Source organism: Streptomyces sp. NPDC054786, assembly GCF_053611685.1.
Map to the genome: position 1 here is coordinate 47730 of NZ_JBSHAW010000033.1, position 17693 is coordinate 65422.

Here is a 17693-nt window from a genome sequence, read left to right on the forward strand (position 1 = left end):
GACACCGGGTCAGGGCGTCGTGGACCCGCGGCGTCACGGCACTACGGCGTCACGGCATCACGGCTCCATGGCAGGCCGCGTCGGGGGCACAGCCTGGGCAGGCACGCTTCCTCACCACGGTGCGGCGAACTCCGCCCGAACCGGACGAACGTCCCTCCCCTTCCGCGGCTTCGCCCACCCGTCGAGCCTCACCCCAGATCGGGCGGATCGATCCGTACCCGCACCGCCTCCCCCTCCCGCTTGACCAGCCGGGCCGCGCGGGCGGCCTTGAGCGCCGCGGCGAGGGCGGCGCCCTGGCCCGGGCGAACGCGGACCAGCGCGCGTTCCCACTGCTCGCCCGGCGGAGGGTCACCCGGCCGCCGCGGACGCGCGGGGTCCGGTACGGGCAGTGGTACGGGCCCCAACACCTCGGCCCCTTCGGGGAGTTCGGCATCCCTCAGCAGCTCGACGACATCCTCGGCACGGCCGGCCACCGACGCCATCCGCGACACCGGAGGGAATCCCAGCTCGGCCCGCTCGGCCAGCTCGCGGACCGCATGGCCCACCGGATCCCAGCGCACCAGCGCCTGCACCGGCCGCAGCGTCGGCTCCGCGATCACCGCGACAGTGCCGCCCTCGGCCTGGCCGCGGACCAGCGCGGCGGCGCCCAGCCAGCGGCGCAGCGCCTCCTCCCCCGCCCGCAGGTCCGGCCGCCCCAGCAGCGCCCAGCCGTCCAGCAGCAGCGCCGCCGCATATCCGCCGTCCTCGGCAACCGGCTCCGCGCCCGGTGTACTGACCACGAGTGCGGGAGCCCCCGGAACCGCTGCCAGCACATGATCACGCCCCGAGGTGCGCACCGGGACCGACGGGAACACCCGGCCCAGCTCCTCCGCCGTCCGCCGCGCCCCCACGATCTGGGCCCGCAGCCGCGCGCCGCCGCACTCGGCGCAGTGCCAGTCCGGCTCCGGCCGGCCGCACCACGCACAGACCAGCTCGCCGGCGTCCTGCGACTCCAGCGGGCCCGCGCAGGCCCGGCAGCGCGCGGGGGTACGGCACCGTTCACAGGCCAGCCGGGGCGCATAGCCCCGGCGCGGGACCTGGACGAGCACCGGTCCGTGCTTGAGGCCCTCGCGCACCACCTGCCACGCCATCGTCGGCAGCCGGGCGGCGCGCGCGGCGGCGTCCCGCGCCTCGTCACCGTCGCCGACCGTACGCACCAGGGGCGCCGCGGTCCGCACCTGCTCGCGCTCGGCGGTCAGCGGACGCGCCCAGCCCGTCTCGACCAGCTGGGCCGCCTCGACCGTGCAGCTCAGCCCGCCCAGCAGGAATCCGGCGTGCTCATTGACCGACCGCTGGATGAGGACCTCACGGGCATGCGGCTGGGGTGCATGCGGATCGCTGTGGCTGGCGTCCCCGTCGTCCCACAGGGCGACCAGGCCCAGATCGGCGACCGGCGCGAACATCGCCGCGCGGGTCCCCACCACGGCGCGCACCGCGCCACGGCTGACCGCCAGCCAGCGGCGGTAGCGCTCCTCGGGCCCGGCATCGGCGGTCAGCAGCACATGCCGGCCCTCCCCGATCAGCTCGCCGAGGGCCGCGTCCACCCGCGCCGCTGCGCGTCCGTCCGGCACCACCACCAGGGCGCCGCGCCCGCCCGCCAGCGCCGCGGCCGCCGCCCGCGCCAGCTCCTGCGGCCAGGTCGCCCCGGGCAGCGCCGTCCACACCGCCCGCGGCGCATCCCCCCGCGTCAGCGCCGCCAGAAACCCGGGGCCCGCCCCGTAGCGCTCCCAACTGCCCGGCTCCGGCGGTGCGTTGGGTGGCAGCGGCGCGGGCGACGGCTTGGCCTCCGCCCGCGCCCGGCGCGGTGGGACGGCCAGCTGCACCACATCCGCGAGCGTCCCGGCATAACGGTCCGCCACCGCCCGGCACAGCCCCAGCAGCTCGGGCGTCAGCACCCGCTCGGGCGACAGCACCTGCGCGATCGGGGCGAGCACCCCGCGATAGTCGCTCTCCGCGACGCGCTCCACGATGAACCCGCTGACCAGCTTGCCGCCCTCACGGCGGCCGCCCTTCTCCCCCGCCCCGAACCGCACCCGCACCCGCACCCCGGGCTGCGCCTCGGCATCCATCGCCGCGGGCACCGCGTAGTCGAAATACCGGTCGAGGTGCACCAGCCCCTTGTCGACCAGCACCCGCGCCACCGGGAGCTCGGCGGCCAGCTCGGCTCCCCGCCACGTCCGTGGCTTCGCCCGCTCCGCCTTCGTCTCCCGCACGGCCTCCCGGATGAGGGCCAACTGCTCGCCCGCACCCGACGCCCCCGCCTCCGGTCGCCCGTTCTCCCTGCTCACAGCATCAGTCTTAGCAGATGGCACCGACAGCGAGGGGCCCTGTGGACAGCCGACGGCCCCGGACCGCCAAGCGGTCCGGGGCCGTGGGTCACTTCACGGGCCGTGGGGGACTTACAGCCCCGCAGCCTTCTTCAGCGCCTCCACCCGGTCCGTGCGCTCCCAGGTGAAGTCCTCCAGCTCACGGCCGAAGTGGCCGTAGGCGGCGGTCTCCGCGTAGATGGGACGGAGCAGATCGAGGTCGCGGATGATGGCCGCCGGGCGGAGGTCGAAGACCTCGCCGATGGCCTGCTCGATCTTGTCGGTGTCGACGGTCGCGGTGCCGAAGGTCTCGACGAAGAGACCGACCGGCTCGGCCTTGCCGATGGCGTAGGCGACCTGGACCTCGCAGCGGGCCGCGAGGCCGGCGGCGACGACGTTCTTGGCGACCCAGCGCATCGCGTAGGCGGCCGAGCGGTCGACCTTGGACGGGTCCTTGCCGGAGAAGGCGCCGCCACCGTGGCGGGCCATGCCGCCGTAGGTGTCGATGATGATCTTGCGGCCGGTGAGGCCGGCGTCACCCATGGGGCCGCCGATCTCGAAGCGGCCGGTCGGGTTGACCAGCAGCCGGTAGCCGTCGGTGTCCAGCTTGATGCCGTCCTCGACGAGCTGGTTGAGGACGTGCTCGACGACGAACTCGCGGATGTCGGGCGCCAGGAGCGAGTCGAGGTCGATGTCGCTGGCGTGCTGCGAGGAGACCACGACGGTGTCGAGGCGGACGGCCTTGTGGCCGTCGTACTCGATGGTGACCTGGGTCTTGCCGTCGGGGCGGAGGTAGGGGATGGTCCCGTTCTTGCGGACCTCGGAGAGACGGCGGGAGAGCCGGTGCGCGAGGTTGATCGGGAGCGGCATCAGCTCCGGGGTCTCGTCGCAGGCATAGCCGAACATGAGGCCCTGGTCGCCGGCGCCCTGCTTGTCCAGCTCGTCGTCATCGCCCTCGACACGGTTCTCGTACGCGGTGTCGACACCCTGGGCGATGTCCGGGGACTGCGCACCGATGGACACCGAGACGCCACAGGAAGCGCCGTCGAAGCCCTTCTTGGACGAGTCGTAACCGATGTCCAGGATCTTGTTGCGGACGAGGTTGGGGATGTCGGCGTACGCCTTCGTCGTCACCTCGCCGGCCACATGCACCAGGCCGGTGGTGATCAACGTCTCCACGGCGACCCGTGATGTCGGGTCTTCCTTGAGGAGAGCGTCGAGGATGGTGTCGCTGATCTGGTCAGCGATCTTGTCGGGGTGGCCCTCGGTGACGGACTCCGAGGTGAACAGGCGGCGGGACACATCGCTCCCTGGGGTTGCAGCGGCTGCTGGCTGATCATTGGCGGAAGGGCCGAGAGCTGCGCTCGGCCCGATCCACTCGCCAGTTTATCGGTCGTGTGCGGCGTTCGGGCACGCGGTCTCGATTTATGGACCCCCAGTGACCTGGGACACCACGGCCCACGGTAGGACGATCACCTTGAGCATGGGCCGGGTCAAGGGGATCGGCCGGATTTTAGGGGGCCGGAGGGGTGATGCCGCGGTCCGTACGGGCACGTCAGGGGCGGATCTCGGCCAGACGGGGCGCGACCAGGTCCCAGACCGTTTCGGCCAGGGCTTCCTTGGGGCCGTACGGGACCGGGGTCTCGGTTCCGTCGGCCGCCAGGATCACCGCCTCGTTCTCGGCCGAACCGAACGCCTTGTGCTCCCCGACCTCGTTGACGACCAGCAGGTCACAGCCCTTGCGGGTGAGCTTGGCGCGACCGTTGGCGAGCACGTCGTCGGTCTCCGCCGCGAAGCCGACCACGAGCTGGCCGGGGCGGGCCCGCTCGGCGGAGAGCTCGGCAAGGATGTCCGGATTTCGGACCAGAGTGACCGGTTCCGGCTCCTGGCCCTCGACCTTCTTGATCTTGCCGGTGGTGTAGACGGCGGGCCGGAAATCGGCGACCGCGGCGGCCATGACCACGGCATCGGCGTCGGCGGCGGCCTTCAGTACGGCTTCCTGGAGCTGACGGGCCGTGCCGATGCGGATCACCTCCACCCCGGCCGGATCGGGCAGCTCGGTGTTGCCGGCGACCAGCGTGACCCGGGCGCCGCGGGCCGCCGCCGTACGGGCGAGCGCATAGCCCTGCTTGCCGGAGGAGCGGTTGCCCAGGTAGCGGACGGGGTCCAGCGGCTCGCGGGTGCCGCCCGCGCTGACCACGACATGGCGGCCGGCGAGATCCAGCTCCGTCGCCCGTGCGCCGCGGGCCAGCACCCGGCGGCAGAACTCGAAGATCTCGACCGGGTCGGGGAAGCGGCCCTTACCGGTGTCGACGCCGGTCAGCCGGCCGACCGCCGGGTCGATGACGAGGGCGCCGCGGCGGCGCAGCGTGGCGACATTCTCCTGAGTGGCGGGGTTCTCCCACATCTCGGTGTGCATCGCCGGGGCGAAGACCACCGGGCAGCGCGCGGTGAGCAGGGTATTGGTCAGCAGATCGTCGGCGAGGCCGTGGGCGGCCTTGGCGAGCAGATCGGCCGTGGCGGGGGCGACCACGACGAGATCGGCGGCCTGGCCGATCCGGACGTGCGGGACCTCGTGGACGGATTCCCAGACCTCGGTACCGGCCGGGTTGCCGGACAGCGCCGACCAGGTGGCCTCGCCGACGAAGTGCAGCGCCGAGGCGGTCGGCACCACCCGTACGTCGTGTCCGGACTCGGTCAGCCGCCGCAGCAGCTCGCACGCCTTGTACGCGGCGATCCCGCCGCTCACCCCCAGGACGACCCTGGGCCGCTCCCGCTCCCGCTCACGCCTGTCCATCGCTTCGCCGCTCCCCGGGCCTAGGTCCGTACGTATGCCCCTATGACACACCAAGGGCCCGGCGGTCGCGCCGCCGGGCCCTTGGGTGAAATGTTCCGCTGCTTACTGGGCCGGGCCCTCGATGGCCTCGGAGGTCAGCAGACCCGCGTTGATCTCGCGGAGCGCGATCGACAGGGGCTTCTCGTGGACGTGGGTGTCCACGAGCGGGCCGACGTACTCGAGCAGGCCCTCGCCGAGCTGCGAGTAGTACGCGTTGATCTGACGCGCGCGCTTGGCGGCGTAGATCACCAGGCTGTACTTCGAATCGGTGGCCTCGAGAAGCTCATCAATGGGCGGGTTGATGATGCCCTCGGGTGCAGTGATGGAAGAGGACACTCTCTACCTTCCGAAGGGGGATGAAGCGGGGGTGTAACGCAAAGTCTTGGACGGTCCGGGGGAGCTGCGCGGTCAGGCGCTGGTGTTCTCGTCTCCGGATCGATTCAGCATCAAGGCTAGCAGCTCACGGCTGACGTCCTCGACGGAGGTGTTGACAAGCGTCACATCGAACTCTTTCTCCGCTGCCAGTTCGATCCTGGCGGCGGCCAGCCGACGCTCGATGACCTCCGGCGCCTCCGTGCCCCGGCCGGTGAGCCGGCGGACCAGCTCGTCCCAGCTCGGCGGGGCCAGGAAGAGCAGATTCGCCTCCGGCATGGACTCGCGGACCTGGCGGGCGCCCTGCAGATCGATCTCCAGCAGGACCGGCTCCCCGGCCTCCAGGCGGTCCAGCACCGCCTTGCGGGGGGTGCCGTACCGGTTGCCCGCGAATTCGGCCCATTCGAGCAGCTCACCGTTGGCGATGAGCTTGTCGAACTCCTCGCCGTCGACGAAGAAGTAATGGACGCCGTGCCGCTCCCCGGGGCGCGGCTTGCGGGTGGTGGCCGAAACCGAGAGCCACACCTCGGGGTGGACCTTGCGCATATGCGCGACGACCGTGCTCTTGCCGACCCCGGAGGGGCCGGAGAGCACGGTCAGTCGCGGTTGTCTGGCCGGGGGCGCGGGGGTCGTCCCCCCGGAGACTGCAGAACTCATGCAGCGATTATTCCAGCTTCCCGGTGATGCCGGAAAATTCAGGAAGCAGTGCTGCCGAACTCGCGCTCCAGCGACGCGATCTGGTTGGAGCCAAGACCCCGGACACGGCGGCTCTCGGAGATCCCGAGTCGCTCCATGATCTGCTTGGCGCGGACCTTGCCGACGCCCGGCAGGGACTCCAGAAGGGCGGAGACCTTCATCTTGCCGATGACGTCGTTCTCCTGGCCCTGCTTGATGACCTCATGGAGGGAAGCACCGGAGTGCTTGAGCCGATTCTTGACCTCGGCGCGCTCCCGGCGAGCCGCGGCGGCCTTCTCGAGCGCGGCTGCGCGCTGTTCAGGGGTAAGGGGCGGAAGAGCCACGCCTACGTCACCTCGGATGTCGAACTGTCGGATACGGACCGGTGTGGAACCTAGTCGCCCCGCACCTGCGGAGCAACGAGCAACGCGCTTACGTGCAGTGCTCTCGTCGGAGACTAGCGCCAGAGGGCGCCGGAGTCAGCGAGAACAAGCGAAAAGTCCTGGTCAGACTCTGCTGACCAGGACAATTCGGGACCAAAGTCCCCGTCGGAAGGCTCTTAACCGAGCGCGATGCGCACTTCGTCGGCGAATCGGTCCGCCGCGGCGCGCAGCGCCGCGGCGTCCGGGCCGTGCCGCAGCACCCCCCGGCTGACGCTCGGCACGACATTGCGTACGGCGTCCCCGAAGACCTTCGGGAGGTCGGCGGGGGTGGCGCCCTGGGCGCCGATGCCGGGTGCGAGCAACGGGCCGTTGATCGCCAGATCGAACGAGGAGAGATCGCCGAGCGTGGCGCCGACGACCGCGCCGAAGGAGCCCAGCGGCTCGGCACCGGCATTCTCGGCGGCGAGGTGGCCGAGCATGGTCGCGGCGAGCGTGCGGCCGTCCTCGCGCACCGCCCGCTGGACCTCGGCACCCTCCGGGTTGGAGGTGAGGGCGAGGACGAAGAGCCCGGCACCGTTCTCGCGCGCCATGTCGGAGGCCGGCTTCAGCGAGCCGTAGCCGAGGTACGGGGAGACGGTCAGCGCGTCGGAGAACAGCGGCGAGTCCTTGCGCAGGTAGGTCTCCGCGTAGGCGGTCATGGTCGAGCCGATGTCGCCGCGCTTGGCGTCCATCAGGACCAGGGCGCCGCGCTCGCGCGCCTCCTCGACGGCGGTCTCCAGTACGGCGAGGCCGCGCGAGCCGAAGCGCTCGAAGAACGCGGACTGTGGCTTGAAGAGCGCGACCGTCTCGCCGAGGGCCTCCACCACGGTCCGGGTGAACCGCGCCAGACCCGCCACATCGTCGTTCAGGCCCCAGTCGGCCAGCAGCGAGGCGTGCGGGTCGATGCCGACGCAGAGCGGACCGCGCTCGTCCATGGCGCGGCGCAGGCGGGAACCGAAAGGCTCGGTCATGCGGACACCTTCTTGTGCTCGGCGCCGACCGCGTCGGCGAGGGTGGCGTACGGACTGTTGCGCAGACGCGCGGCGAGGCCCTTGTGGATCGCGCGGCACCAGAACGGGCCCTGGTAGATGAAGGCGCTGTAGCCCTGGACGAGGGTGGCGCCGGCGAGGATGCGCTGCCAGGCGTCCTCGGCGTTCTCGATGCCGCCCACCCCGATGAGGGTGATCGTGTCGCCGACGCGGGCGTAGAGGCGGCGCAGCACCTCCAGCGAGCGCTCCTTGACGGGCGCGCCGGACAGCCCGCCGGTCTCCGCGGCCAGCCGGGGGTCGGAGGTCAGGCCGAGGCCCTCGCGGGCGATGGTGGTGTTGGTGGCGATGATCCCGTCCAGGCCCAGCTCCACGGCCAGGTCGGCGACCGCGTCCACATCCGCGTCGGCGAGGTCGGGGGCGATCTTGACCAGCAGCGGGACCCGGCGGGCGGTCACCGTACGGTCGGCGGCCTCGCGTACGGCCGTCAGCAGGGGGCGGAGGTGGTCGACGGCCTGGAGGTTGCGCAGCCCCGGGGTGTTCGGGGAGGAGACATTGACGACCAGGTAGTCGGCGTGCCGGGCGAGCCGCTCGGTGGAGGTGACGTAGTCGGCGTTGGCCTCGGCCTCCGGTACGACCTTGGTCTTGCCGATGTTGACGCCGACGGTGGTGGGGAAGACCGGGTGGCGGGCCGCGAGGCGGGCCGCGACGGACGCGGACCCCTCGTTGTTGAAGCCCATCCGGTTGATCAGCGCGCGGTCCGGTACGAGCCGGAACAGGCGCTTCTTGGGGTTGCCCGGCTGCGGCTGGGCGGTGACCGTACCGATCTCGACATGGTCGAAGCCGAGCATGGTCATCCCGTCGATCGCGACGGCGTTCTTGTCGAAGCCGGCGGCCAGGCCGAAGGGGCCGTGCATCCGCCGGCCCAGGGCCTCGGTGCGCAGCTCCTTGTAGCGGGGCGCGAGGGCGGCCGCCACGAAGGTGCGCAGCACGGGGATGCGCACGGCCAGCTGGATCCAGCGAAAGGCCAGGTGGTGGGCCTGCTCGGGGTCCATGCGCTTGAAGATCAGGTGGAAGAAGAGGCGGTACATCGTCGGGTGTGCCTTCCGCGGTGAGGAGTGAGGGGCTCACGAAGAGGGGGACACCGCGTCGGTGTCCCCCTCCTCGCCGCTACTCCTCGCGGGCCGCGGTGAGATGTTCGGCGTGTTCCTGGAGGGAACGTACGCCGACGTCTCCGCGGGACATGGCCTCGATGCCCTGTACGGCCGCGGCCAGCGCCTGGACCGTGGTCAGGCAGGGGATGCCGCGGGCGACGGAGGCGGTACGGATGTCGTAGCCGTCCAGCCGGCCGCCGGTGCCGTAGGGGGTGTTGACGATCAGGTCGACCTGGCCGTCGTGGATCAGCTGGACGATGGTCTTCTCGCCGTCCGGGCCCTCGCCCTCGGACTGCTTGCGGACCACCGTGGCGTTGATGCCGTTGCGGCGCAGCACCTCGGCGGTGCCGGAGGTGGCGAGCAGCTCGAAGCCGTGCGCGACCAGTTCCCGCGCAGGGAAGATCATCGAGCGCTTGTCCCGGTTGGCGACCGAGACGAAGGCACGGCCCTTGGTGGGCAGTGCGCCGTACGCGCCGGTCTGCGACTTGGCGTAGGCGGTGCCGAAGACCGAGTCGATGCCCATGACCTCGCCGGTGGAGCGCATCTCCGGGCCGAGGATGGTGTCCACCCCGCGGCCGTGGATGTCGCGGAACCGCGACCAGGGCATCACCGCTTCCTTGACGGAGATCGGCGCGTCCAGCGGCAGCGTGCCGCCGTCGCCGGACCTGGGCAGCATGCCCTCGGCGCGCAGTTCGGCGATGGTCGAGCCCAGCGAGATACGGGCGGCGGCCTTGGCCAGCGGCACCGCGGTGGCCTTCGAGGTGAAGGGGACCGTACGGGAGGCGCGCGGATTGGCCTCCAGGACGTACAGGATGTCCCCGGCCATCGCGAACTGGATGTTGATCAGGCCGCGGACGCCGACGCCCTTGGCGATGGCCTCCGTGGAGGCGCGCAGCCGCTTGATGTCGAAGCCGCCCAGCGTGATGGGGGGCAGCGCACAGGCGGAGTCGCCGGAGTGGATGCCGGCCTCCTCGATGTGCTCCATGACGCCGCCGAGGTAGAGCTCGGTGCCGTCGTAGAGCGCGTCGACATCGATCTCGATGGCGTCGTCGAGGAACCGGTCGATGAGGACCGGGTGCCGGTCGATCAGGCCGGCGTGGCGGGTGAGGTACTCGCCCAGCGACGGCTCGTCGTAGACGATCTCCATACCGCGGCCGCCGAGCACGTAGGACGGGCGGACCATGACCGGGTAGCCGATCTCGGTGGCGATCCGCTTGGCCTCGTCGAAGGAGAAGGCGGTGCCGTACTTGGGGGCGGGCAGCCCGGCCTCGGTGAGCACCCGGCCGAAGGCGCCGCGCTCCTCGGCGAGGTCGATCGCCTCGGGCGAGGTGCCGACGATCGGCACACCGTTGTCCTTGAGCGCCTGCGCCAGACCGAGCGGGGTCTGCCCGCCGAGCTGGACGATGACGCCGGCGACCGGACCGGCCTGGGTCTCGGCGTGCACGATCTCCAGGACGTCCTCGAGCGTCAGCGGCTCGAAGTACAGACGGTCGGAGGTGTCGTAGTCCGTCGAGACGGTCTCCGGGTTGCAGTTGACCATCACGGTCTCGTAGCCCGCGTCGCTGAGCGCGAACGAGGCGTGGACGCAGGAGTAGTCGAACTCGATGCCCTGGCCGATGCGGTTGGGGCCGGAGCCGAGGATGATCACGGCCGGCTTCTCGCGGGGCGCGACCTCGCTCTCCTCGTCGTACGAGGAGTAGAAGTACGGGGTCTTCGCGGCGAATTCGGCGGCGCAGGTGTCGACCGTCTTGTAGACCGGGCGGACACCCAGGGCGTGCCGGACCTCGCGGACGACGTCCTCGCGCAGCCCGCGGATCGCGGCGATCTGGGCGTCGGAGAAGCCATAGCGCTTTGCGTCCGCAAGGATCTCCGGGTGGAGCTTCTCGGCGGCCGCGATCTCGTCCGCGATCTCCTTGATGAGGAAGAGCTGGTCGACGAACCAGGGGTCGATCTTCGTGGCGTCGAAGACCTCCTGGGGCGTGGCACCGGCCCGGATCGCCTCCATGACGGTGTTGATCCGGCCGTCGGTGGGGACCTGGGCGACCTTCAGCAGCTCCGCCTTCGCACCCGGGGCGGTCACGAAGTCGAACTGGCTGCCCTTCTTCTCCAGGGAGCGCAGGGCCTTGTTGAGCGCCTCGGGGAAGTTGCGGCCGATGGCCATGGCCTCGCCGACCGACTTCATCGTCGTCGTGAGCGTGGCGTCGGCGGCCGGGAACTTCTCGAAGGCGAACCGCGGCACCTTGACGACGACATAGTCGAGGGTCGGCTCGAAGGAGGCCGGGGTCTTCTCGGTGATGTCGTTGGGGATCTCGTCGAGGGTGTAGCCGACGGCGAGCCGGGCGGCGATCTTCGCGATCGGGAAGCCGGTGGCCTTGGAGGCCAGCGCCGACGAGCGCGAGACGCGCGGGTTCATCTCGATGACGATGACCCGGCCGTCCTCGGGGTTGACCGCGAACTGGATGTTGCAGCCGCCGGTGTCCACCCCGACCTCGCGGATCACCGCGATGCCGATGTCCCGCAGGAGCTGGTACTCGCGGTCGGTGAGCGTCATCGACGGGGCGACGGTGATCGAGTCGCCGGTGTGCACGCCCATCGGGTCGAAGTTCTCGATGGAGCAGACGACCACGACGTTGTCGTTCTTGTCGCGCATCAGCTCCAGCTCGTACTCCTTCCAGCCGAGGATGGACTCCTCCAGGAGCACCTCGGTGGTCGGCGAGAGCGTCAGCCCCTGGCCGGCGATCCGGCGCAGCTCGTCCTCGTCGTGGGCGAAGCCGGAGCCGGCGCCGCCCATGGTGAAGGAGGGGCGGACGACGACGGGGTAGCCGCCGAGCTCGTCGACGCCCGCCAGGACGTCGTCCATGGAGTGGCAGATGACCGAGCGGGCGGACTCGCCGTGGCCGATCTTGGCATGGACGGCCTTGACGACCTCCTTGAACAGGTCGCGGTCCTCGCCCTTGTTGATCGCCTCGACATTGGCGCCGATCAGCTCGACGCCGTACTTGTCGAGGGTGCCGGACTCGTGCAGCGAGATCGCGGTGTTCAGCGCCGTCTGGCCACCCAGGGTGGGCAGCAGCGCGTCGGGGCGCTCCTTGGCGATGATCTTCTCGACGAAGTCCGGGGTGATCGGCTCGACGTAGGTCGCGTCGGCGATCTCGGGGTCGGTCATGATCGTCGCCGGGTTGGAGTTCACCAGGATGACGCGCAGGCCCTCGGACTTGAGGACCCGGCAGGCCTGGGTGCCGGAGTAGTCGAACTCGGCGGCCTGGCCGATGACGATCGGGCCGGAGCCGATGACCAGGACGGACTGGATATCGGTGCGCTTAGGCACGCTGGCCCTCCATCAGGGAAACGAAGCGGTCGAAGAGGTACGCGGCGTCGTGCGGACCCGCGGCGGCTTCGGGGTGGTACTGGACGCTGAAGGCCGGCTGGTCGAGGAGGTGCAGGCCCTCCACCACGTTGTCGTTGAGACAGACGTGGGAGACCTCGGCACGGCCGAAGGGGGTGTCGGAGACCGCGTCGAGCGGGGCGTCGACGGCGAACCCGTGGTTGTGCGCGGTGACCTCGACCTTGCCGGTCGTACGGTCCTGCACCGGCTGGTTGATGCCGCGGTGCCCGTACTTGAGCTTGTAGGTACCGAAGCCCAGCGCGCGGCCCAGGATCTGGTTGCCGAAGCAGATGCCGAACAGCGGTGTCCTGCGCTCCAGGACGCCCTGCATGACGGAGACCGGGTGGTCGGCGGTGGCCGGGTCGCCGGGGCCGTTGGAGAAGAACACGCCGTCCGGCGCCACCGCGTAGATGTCGTCGACGGTGGCGGTGGCCGGCAGGACGTGCACCTCGATGCCGCGCTCGGCCATCCGGTGCGGGGTCATGCCCTTGATGCCCAGGTCGATGGCGGCGACGGTGAACTTCTTGGTGCCGATCGCCGGGACGACGTAGGACTCCTCGGTGGCGACCTGCGTGGACAGGTCCGCGCCCTGCATCTCCGGGGCCTGGCGCACCTTGGCCAGCATCGTGCCCGCGTCGGGCAGCGCCTCGCCGGAGAAGATGCCGACCCGCATGGCACCGCGCTCGCGCAGATGGCGGGTCAGGGCGCGGGTGTCGATGCCGCTGATGCCGACGACGCCCTGGGCGACCAGCTCGTCGTCCAGCGAACGCACCGAGCGCCAGTTGGACGGGGTACGGGCGGGGTCGCGCACGACGTAGCCGGAGACCCAGATCCGCTGCGACTCGGGGTCCTCGTCGTTCACGCCGGTGTTGCCGATGTGCGGGGCGGTCATGACGACGACCTGGCGGTGGTACGAGGGGTCGGTCAGCGTCTCCTGGTAGCCGGTCATGCCGGTGGAGAACACCGCTTCGCCGAAGGTCTCCCCCACGGCCCCGTAGGCGCGGCCGCGGAAGGAGCGGCCGTCCTCCAGGACGAGTACGGCGGGGAGCCCCCTTGTTCCGTGGGCGGTACCCCTGGTGGAGGTCGTCATCGTGCGCCTTCCGTTTCGGTGTGCTCGGTGGTGCTGTTGGTGTGCTCGGTGGTGCTGAGCCGGTTGACGGCCTCGACCCAGGCCGGGTGCTCTTCCGCCCGGTCGGAGCGGAAGCCGGAGTCGATCTGCCGGTCGCCGTGCTCCCAGGTGACGATCAGCAGGCCGCCCTCGGTCAGGACCTTGCCGGCGATGCCCTTGTCGAGGCGGGCGCCGCGCAGTGCGGCGGCCGGCACGAAGAAGTCCGCCGCGCCCGGCCGTACGACGTCCAGCCCCTGGTCGGTGAGGGTCAGCTCGGCGCGGCTACGGGTCCCCAGACCGCGCGCCACGATCCGGTCGAGCCACTGCCCGGCGGTGGTGGAGCCGTGGTAGCGGCCGCTGAGCGTCAGGTGTGGCTCACCGGGGGCGTCGGGAGTGGCGGGTAGCTCGGGCAGATCGCCCTGGAGCGTGCCGCGCCACTTCCAGCCCTGGCGCATCAGCCAGTAGACGAAGGCGATGAAGACCAGCAGGCCGGCGACCCAGCCGATCCGTGCGGCCCAGTCGGTGACCGGCGCGGAATGCTGCGCTGCGGCCAGTTGGATCAGTGGAGGAGTCACGCCAGCTTCCCGTCGACGACCGTTGCCCGGCCCCGCAGGAAGGTGTGCGTGACACGTCCCGGCAGCTCACGGCCCTCGTAGGGGGTGTTGCGGCTGCGGGAGGCGAAGCCCGCGGGGTCCACCTCTCCACGGTAAGCGGAATCGAGCAGCGTGAGGTTGGCGGGCTCACCGGCTGAGATGGGGCGGCCGTGGCCCGTGGCCCCGCCGATCCGCGCGGGCTTGACGGACATCCGGTCCGCCACGCCCTCCCAGGTCAGCAGACCGGTCTCGACCATCGTCCGCTGCACGACCGACAGCGCGGTTTCCAGGCCCACCATGCCCATGGCGGCCGCGGCCCACTCGCAGTCCTTGTCCTCGTGCGGGTGCGGGGCGTGGTCGGTGGCGACGATGTCGATCGTGCCGTCGGCGAGTGCCTCGCGCAGGGCCATCACGTCGCGCTCGGTGCGCAGCGGCGGGTTGACCTTGTAGACGGGGTTGTACGTGCGCACCATCTCGTCCGTCAGGAGCAGGTGGTGCGGGGTGACCTCGGCCGTCACATCGATCCCGCGGGACTTGGCCCAGCGCACGATCTCGACGGATCCGGCGGTCGACAGATGGCAGATGTGCACCCGCGAGCCCACGTGCTCGGCGAGCAGCACGTCACGGGCGATGACCGACTCCTCGGCGACGGCGGGCCAGCCACCGAGTCCCAGCTCCGCCGAGACGATGCCCTCGTTCATCTGGGCGCCCTCGGTCAGGCGCGGTTCCTGGGCGTGCTGCGCGATGACGCCGCCGAAGGCCTTCACGTACTCCAGGGCGCGGCGCATGATCACGGCGTCGTCGACGCACTTGCCGTCGTCGGAGAAGACGGTGACCCCGGCGGCGGACTCGTGCATGGCGCCCAGCTCGGCGAGCTTCTTGCCCTCCAGGCCGACGGTCACGGCACCGATGGGCTGCACATCGCAGTAGCCGGACTCCTTGCCGAGCCGGTAGACCTGCTCGACGACACCGGCGGTGTCGGCGACGGGAAAGGTGTTGGCCATGGCGAACACCGCGGTGAAGCCGCCGCCGGCCGCGGCCCGCGTGCCGGTGAGGACGGTCTCGGAGTCCTCGCGGCCGGGCTCGCGCAGATGGGTGTGCAGGTCGACGAGCCCCGGCAGCAGCACCTTCCCACCGGCCTCGACGACCTCGGCGCCCTCGTCCGGAAGCCCCGTGCCGACCGCCTCGATGAGCTCGCCGTCGATCAGGACGTCCTGCGGCTCCCCGCCGAGCACCTTCGCACCACGGATCAGGATCTTGCTCATGGTTCTTACTTCTCCTCGGTACGGGGGTGGGTGACGGCGGGTTCGTTGCCGCCGAGCAGCAGGTAGAGGACGGCCATACGGACGGACACCCCGTTGGCCACCTGCTCGATGACCGTGCAGCGGTCGGAGTCGGCGACCTCGGCGGTGATCTCCATGCCGCGGACCATCGGGCCGGGGTGCATCACGAGGGCGTGCCCGGGCATCCGTGCCATCCGCTCGCCGTCCAGGCCGTAGCGGCGCGAGTACTCGCGCTCGGTCGGGAAGAAAGCGGCGTTCATCCGCTCGCGCTGCACCCGCAGCATCATCACGGCGTCGGACTTCGGCAGCACGCTGTCGAGGTCGTACGACACCTCGCACGGCCAGGTCTCGACACCGACCGGCACCAGGGTGGGCGGGGCGACGAGGGTGACCTCGGCGCCGAGGGTGTGCAGCAGGTCGACGTTCGAGCGCGCGACCCGGCTGTGGAGCACGTCTCCGACGACGGTGATGTGCCGTCCCCCGAGGTCCTGGCCGAGCCCGGCGTCGGGGCCGATGAGCCGGCGCCGCATGGTGAAGGCGTCGAGCAGGGCCTGGGTGGGGTGCTGGTGGGTGCCGTCGCCGGCGTTGATGACGGGGGCGTCGATCCAGCCGGAGTTGGCGAGGCGGTAGGGGGCGCCGGAGGCGCCGTGCCGGATGACGACGGCGTCGACGCCCATCGCCTCCAGGGTCTGGGCGGTGTCCTTGAGGGACTCGCCCTTGGAGACGCTGGACCCCTTGGCGGCGAAGTTGATGACGTCGGCGGAGAGCCGCTTCTCGGCGGCCTCGAAGGAGATCCGCGTCCGGGTCGAGTCCTCGAAGAAGAGGTTGCAGACCGTGCGTCCGCGCAGGGTGGGGAGCTTCTTGATCGGCCGGTCGGCGACCCGGGCCATCTCCTCGGCGGTGTCGAGGATCAGGACGGCGTCGTCGCGCGTGAGGTCGGCGGCCGAGATGAGGTGACGCTTCATCCGGTTTTCTCCGTGAGTGAAGGAGGTGTACGGGAATGTCCGTTGAGCAGGCATGCCTGCGGGCCCGGGGTCACCGGGTCCGTACGCGGTGCGCTATCGCTCGCCGGCCGGGGCGGTGTGCTTCACGCCGAGCAGCACGGCGTCCCGGCCGTCCTCCTCGGTGAGCTGGACCTTGACCGTCTCCCGCAGCGACGTGGGGAGGTTCTTGCCCACGTAGTCGGCGCGGATCGGCAGTTCGCGGTGGCCGCGGTCGACGAGGACCGCCAGCTGTACGGCGCGCGGCCGGCCGATGTCGCCCAGCGCGTCCAGCGCGGCGCGGATGGTGCGTCCGGAGAAGAGGACGTCGTCGACGAGCAGGACGACCCGGCCCTCGATGCCGTCGGCGGGGATGTCCGTGCGGGCGAGCGTGCGGGCCGGGCCCAGGCGCAGGTCGTCGCGGTACATCGTGATGTCGAGCGAGCCGACCGGGATCGTCCGGCCAGTGATCTCTTCGAGCTTGGCAGCCAGCCGACGGGCGAGGAAGACGCCGCGGGTCGGGATCCCCAGGAGCACCACATCGTCCGCGCCCTTGGCGCGCTCGACGATCTCGTGGGCAATACGGGTGAGCATCCGCGCGATGTCCGGGCCTTCGAGCACCGGCCGCGCGGGGAGCTGAGCTGTCGTGTCGGAACTGCTTGCGTCCATATGAAACGGACCTCCTTCTCCGCCTCACGGGACGGACCTTAAAGGACGTCGGAATTACGCAGCCCAGGCTATCAGGAGCCCTCCCAGGAGCCGTCCGCACCCCTGACGGGTGAGGGTCTGGCCCGTTCCGCTTGACGAAGTCAGATTACGCTGCGTAACCTCACAGTGAGTTACCAGTCTTCGTCCGGGGAGCCTTATGTCCAGCGAATACGCTAAACAGCTCGGGGCCAAGCTCCGCGCCATCCGCACCCAGCAGGGCCTCTCTCTCCACGGCGTCGAGGAGAAGTCCCAGGGCCGTTGGAAGGCCGTCGTGGTGGGTTCGTACGAGCGCGGCGACCGTGCCGTGACCGTGCAGCGCCTTGCCGAGCTGGCGGACTTCTACGGCGTTCCGGTGCAGGAACTGCTGCCGGGCACGACACCGGGCGGAGCGGCCGAGCCGCCGCCGAAGCTGGTGCTCGACCTGGAGCGCCTCGCCCATGTCCCGCAGGAGAAGGCCGGCCCGCTGCAGCGCTACGCCGCCACGATCCAGAGCCAGCGCGGCGACTACAACGGCAAGGTCCTTTCGATCCGCCAGGACGACCTGCGCACCCTCGCGGTCATCTACGACCAGTCGCCCTCGGTGCTGACCGAGCAGCTGATCAGCTGGGGCGTGCTCGACGCCGAAGCACGCCGCGCCGTGCAGCACGACGAGATCTGACCCGCTTCACCACCTGCAGAAACGTGCCGCCGCTCCGGGTTCCGGGGCGGCGGTTTTTCTGTACCGGCGCACTGAGGGCGCACGCCGGCAGCGCACGGTGCGCCAGGAGAGCCCCCATACGGCGTTCTGCGGGCATGCGAAGGGCCCGGAGCATTGCCCCTCGCTCCGGGCCCGTTCACACGCTCTGC

The 17693-nt window shown here is 70.9% G+C and carries 15 protein-coding genes; 1 reads left to right on the forward strand and 14 read right to left on the reverse strand.

Features of this window, described 5'->3' with window-relative positions; translation table 11 throughout:
- Positions 1 to 188: 188 nt before the first annotated feature.
- The 14 genes from ACWGI6_RS26305 to pyrR form a co-directional block, all read right to left on the reverse strand.
- Positions 189 to 2327: a primosomal protein N' gene (locus ACWGI6_RS26305; protein ID WP_453269796.1), complete on the reverse strand. Its 2139-nt coding sequence runs from the start codon at positions 2325 to 2327 to the stop codon at positions 189 to 191.
- A 111-nt stretch (positions 2328 to 2438) separates the two neighbouring features.
- On the reverse strand, positions 2439 to 3647 hold the full coding sequence (metK, locus tag ACWGI6_RS26310; protein ID WP_093644722.1) for a methionine adenosyltransferase: 1209 nt from the start codon (positions 3645 to 3647) through the stop codon (positions 2439 to 2441).
- 253 nt (positions 3648 to 3900) lie between these two features.
- A complete protein-coding gene (gene coaBC, locus ACWGI6_RS26315; RefSeq protein WP_453269797.1) occupies positions 3901 to 5142 on the reverse strand; it encodes a bifunctional phosphopantothenoylcysteine decarboxylase/phosphopantothenate--cysteine ligase CoaBC in 1242 nt (413 codons plus the stop codon).
- Positions 5143 to 5244: 102 nt separating this feature from the next.
- Complete coding sequence (gene rpoZ / locus ACWGI6_RS26320; RefSeq protein ID WP_005319902.1) at positions 5245 to 5517, reverse strand: DNA-directed RNA polymerase subunit omega; 273 nt, start codon at positions 5515 to 5517, stop codon at positions 5245 to 5247.
- 72 nt (positions 5518 to 5589) lie between these two features.
- Positions 5590 to 6210, reverse strand: coding sequence for a guanylate kinase (gmk, locus tag ACWGI6_RS26325; RefSeq protein WP_453269798.1), 621 nt, complete (start codon positions 6208 to 6210; stop codon positions 5590 to 5592).
- 38 nt (positions 6211 to 6248) lie between these two features.
- Positions 6249 to 6572 carry an integration host factor gene (locus ACWGI6_RS26330; protein WP_006607450.1) on the reverse strand — a complete coding sequence of 108 codons (324 nt, stop codon included), beginning with the start codon at positions 6570 to 6572 and terminating at the stop codon, positions 6249 to 6251.
- A 215-nt stretch (positions 6573 to 6787) separates the two neighbouring features.
- Positions 6788 to 7621: an orotidine-5'-phosphate decarboxylase gene (gene pyrF, locus ACWGI6_RS26335; protein ID WP_453269799.1), complete on the reverse strand. Its 834-nt coding sequence runs from the start codon at positions 7619 to 7621 to the stop codon at positions 6788 to 6790.
- A complete protein-coding gene (locus ACWGI6_RS26340; RefSeq protein ID WP_453269800.1) occupies positions 7618 to 8727 on the reverse strand; it encodes a quinone-dependent dihydroorotate dehydrogenase in 1110 nt (369 codons plus the stop codon). The genes pyrF and ACWGI6_RS26340 overlap by 4 nt, the downstream gene beginning before the upstream one ends.
- Positions 8728 to 8806: 79 nt before the next feature.
- Entirely contained in the window at positions 8807 to 12118 is a 3312-nt protein-coding gene (carB, locus tag ACWGI6_RS26345; protein WP_453269801.1) for a carbamoyl-phosphate synthase large subunit, read from the reverse strand.
- Entirely contained in the window at positions 12111 to 13265 is a 1155-nt protein-coding gene (gene carA / locus ACWGI6_RS26350; protein WP_453269802.1) for a glutamine-hydrolyzing carbamoyl-phosphate synthase small subunit, read from the reverse strand. The genes carB and carA overlap by 8 nt, the downstream gene beginning before the upstream one ends.
- The gene (locus ACWGI6_RS26355; RefSeq protein ID WP_453269803.1) at positions 13262 to 13858 is read right to left on the reverse strand and encodes a PH-like domain-containing protein; all 597 of its coding nucleotides are present in this window, start codon (positions 13856 to 13858) and stop codon (positions 13262 to 13264) included. The genes carA and ACWGI6_RS26355 overlap by 4 nt, the downstream gene beginning before the upstream one ends.
- Entirely contained in the window at positions 13855 to 15141 is a 1287-nt protein-coding gene (locus ACWGI6_RS26360; RefSeq protein ID WP_393906067.1) for a dihydroorotase, read from the reverse strand. Before ACWGI6_RS26360 ends, ACWGI6_RS26355 begins: the two co-directional genes overlap by 4 nt.
- A 5-nt stretch (positions 15142 to 15146) precedes the next feature.
- Positions 15147 to 16124 (reverse strand): aspartate carbamoyltransferase catalytic subunit, encoded by a 978-nt coding sequence (locus tag ACWGI6_RS26365; protein WP_393906068.1) that lies wholly within the window; start codon positions 16122 to 16124, stop codon positions 15147 to 15149.
- Positions 16125 to 16217: 93 nt separating this feature from the next.
- The gene (pyrR, locus tag ACWGI6_RS26370) at positions 16218 to 16808 is read right to left on the reverse strand and encodes a bifunctional pyr operon transcriptional regulator/uracil phosphoribosyltransferase PyrR (RefSeq protein WP_453269804.1); all 591 of its coding nucleotides are present in this window, start codon (positions 16806 to 16808) and stop codon (positions 16218 to 16220) included.
- A 196-nt stretch (positions 16809 to 17004) separates the two neighbouring features.
- Here pyrR and bldD point away from each other — a divergent pair, with 196 nt between their 5' ends.
- Positions 17005 to 17505, forward strand: a complete 501-nt coding sequence (bldD, locus tag ACWGI6_RS26375; RefSeq protein WP_030987313.1) for a transcriptional regulator BldD — start codon at positions 17005 to 17007, stop codon at positions 17503 to 17505.
- The last annotated feature ends 188 nt before the right edge of the window (positions 17506 to 17693 follow it).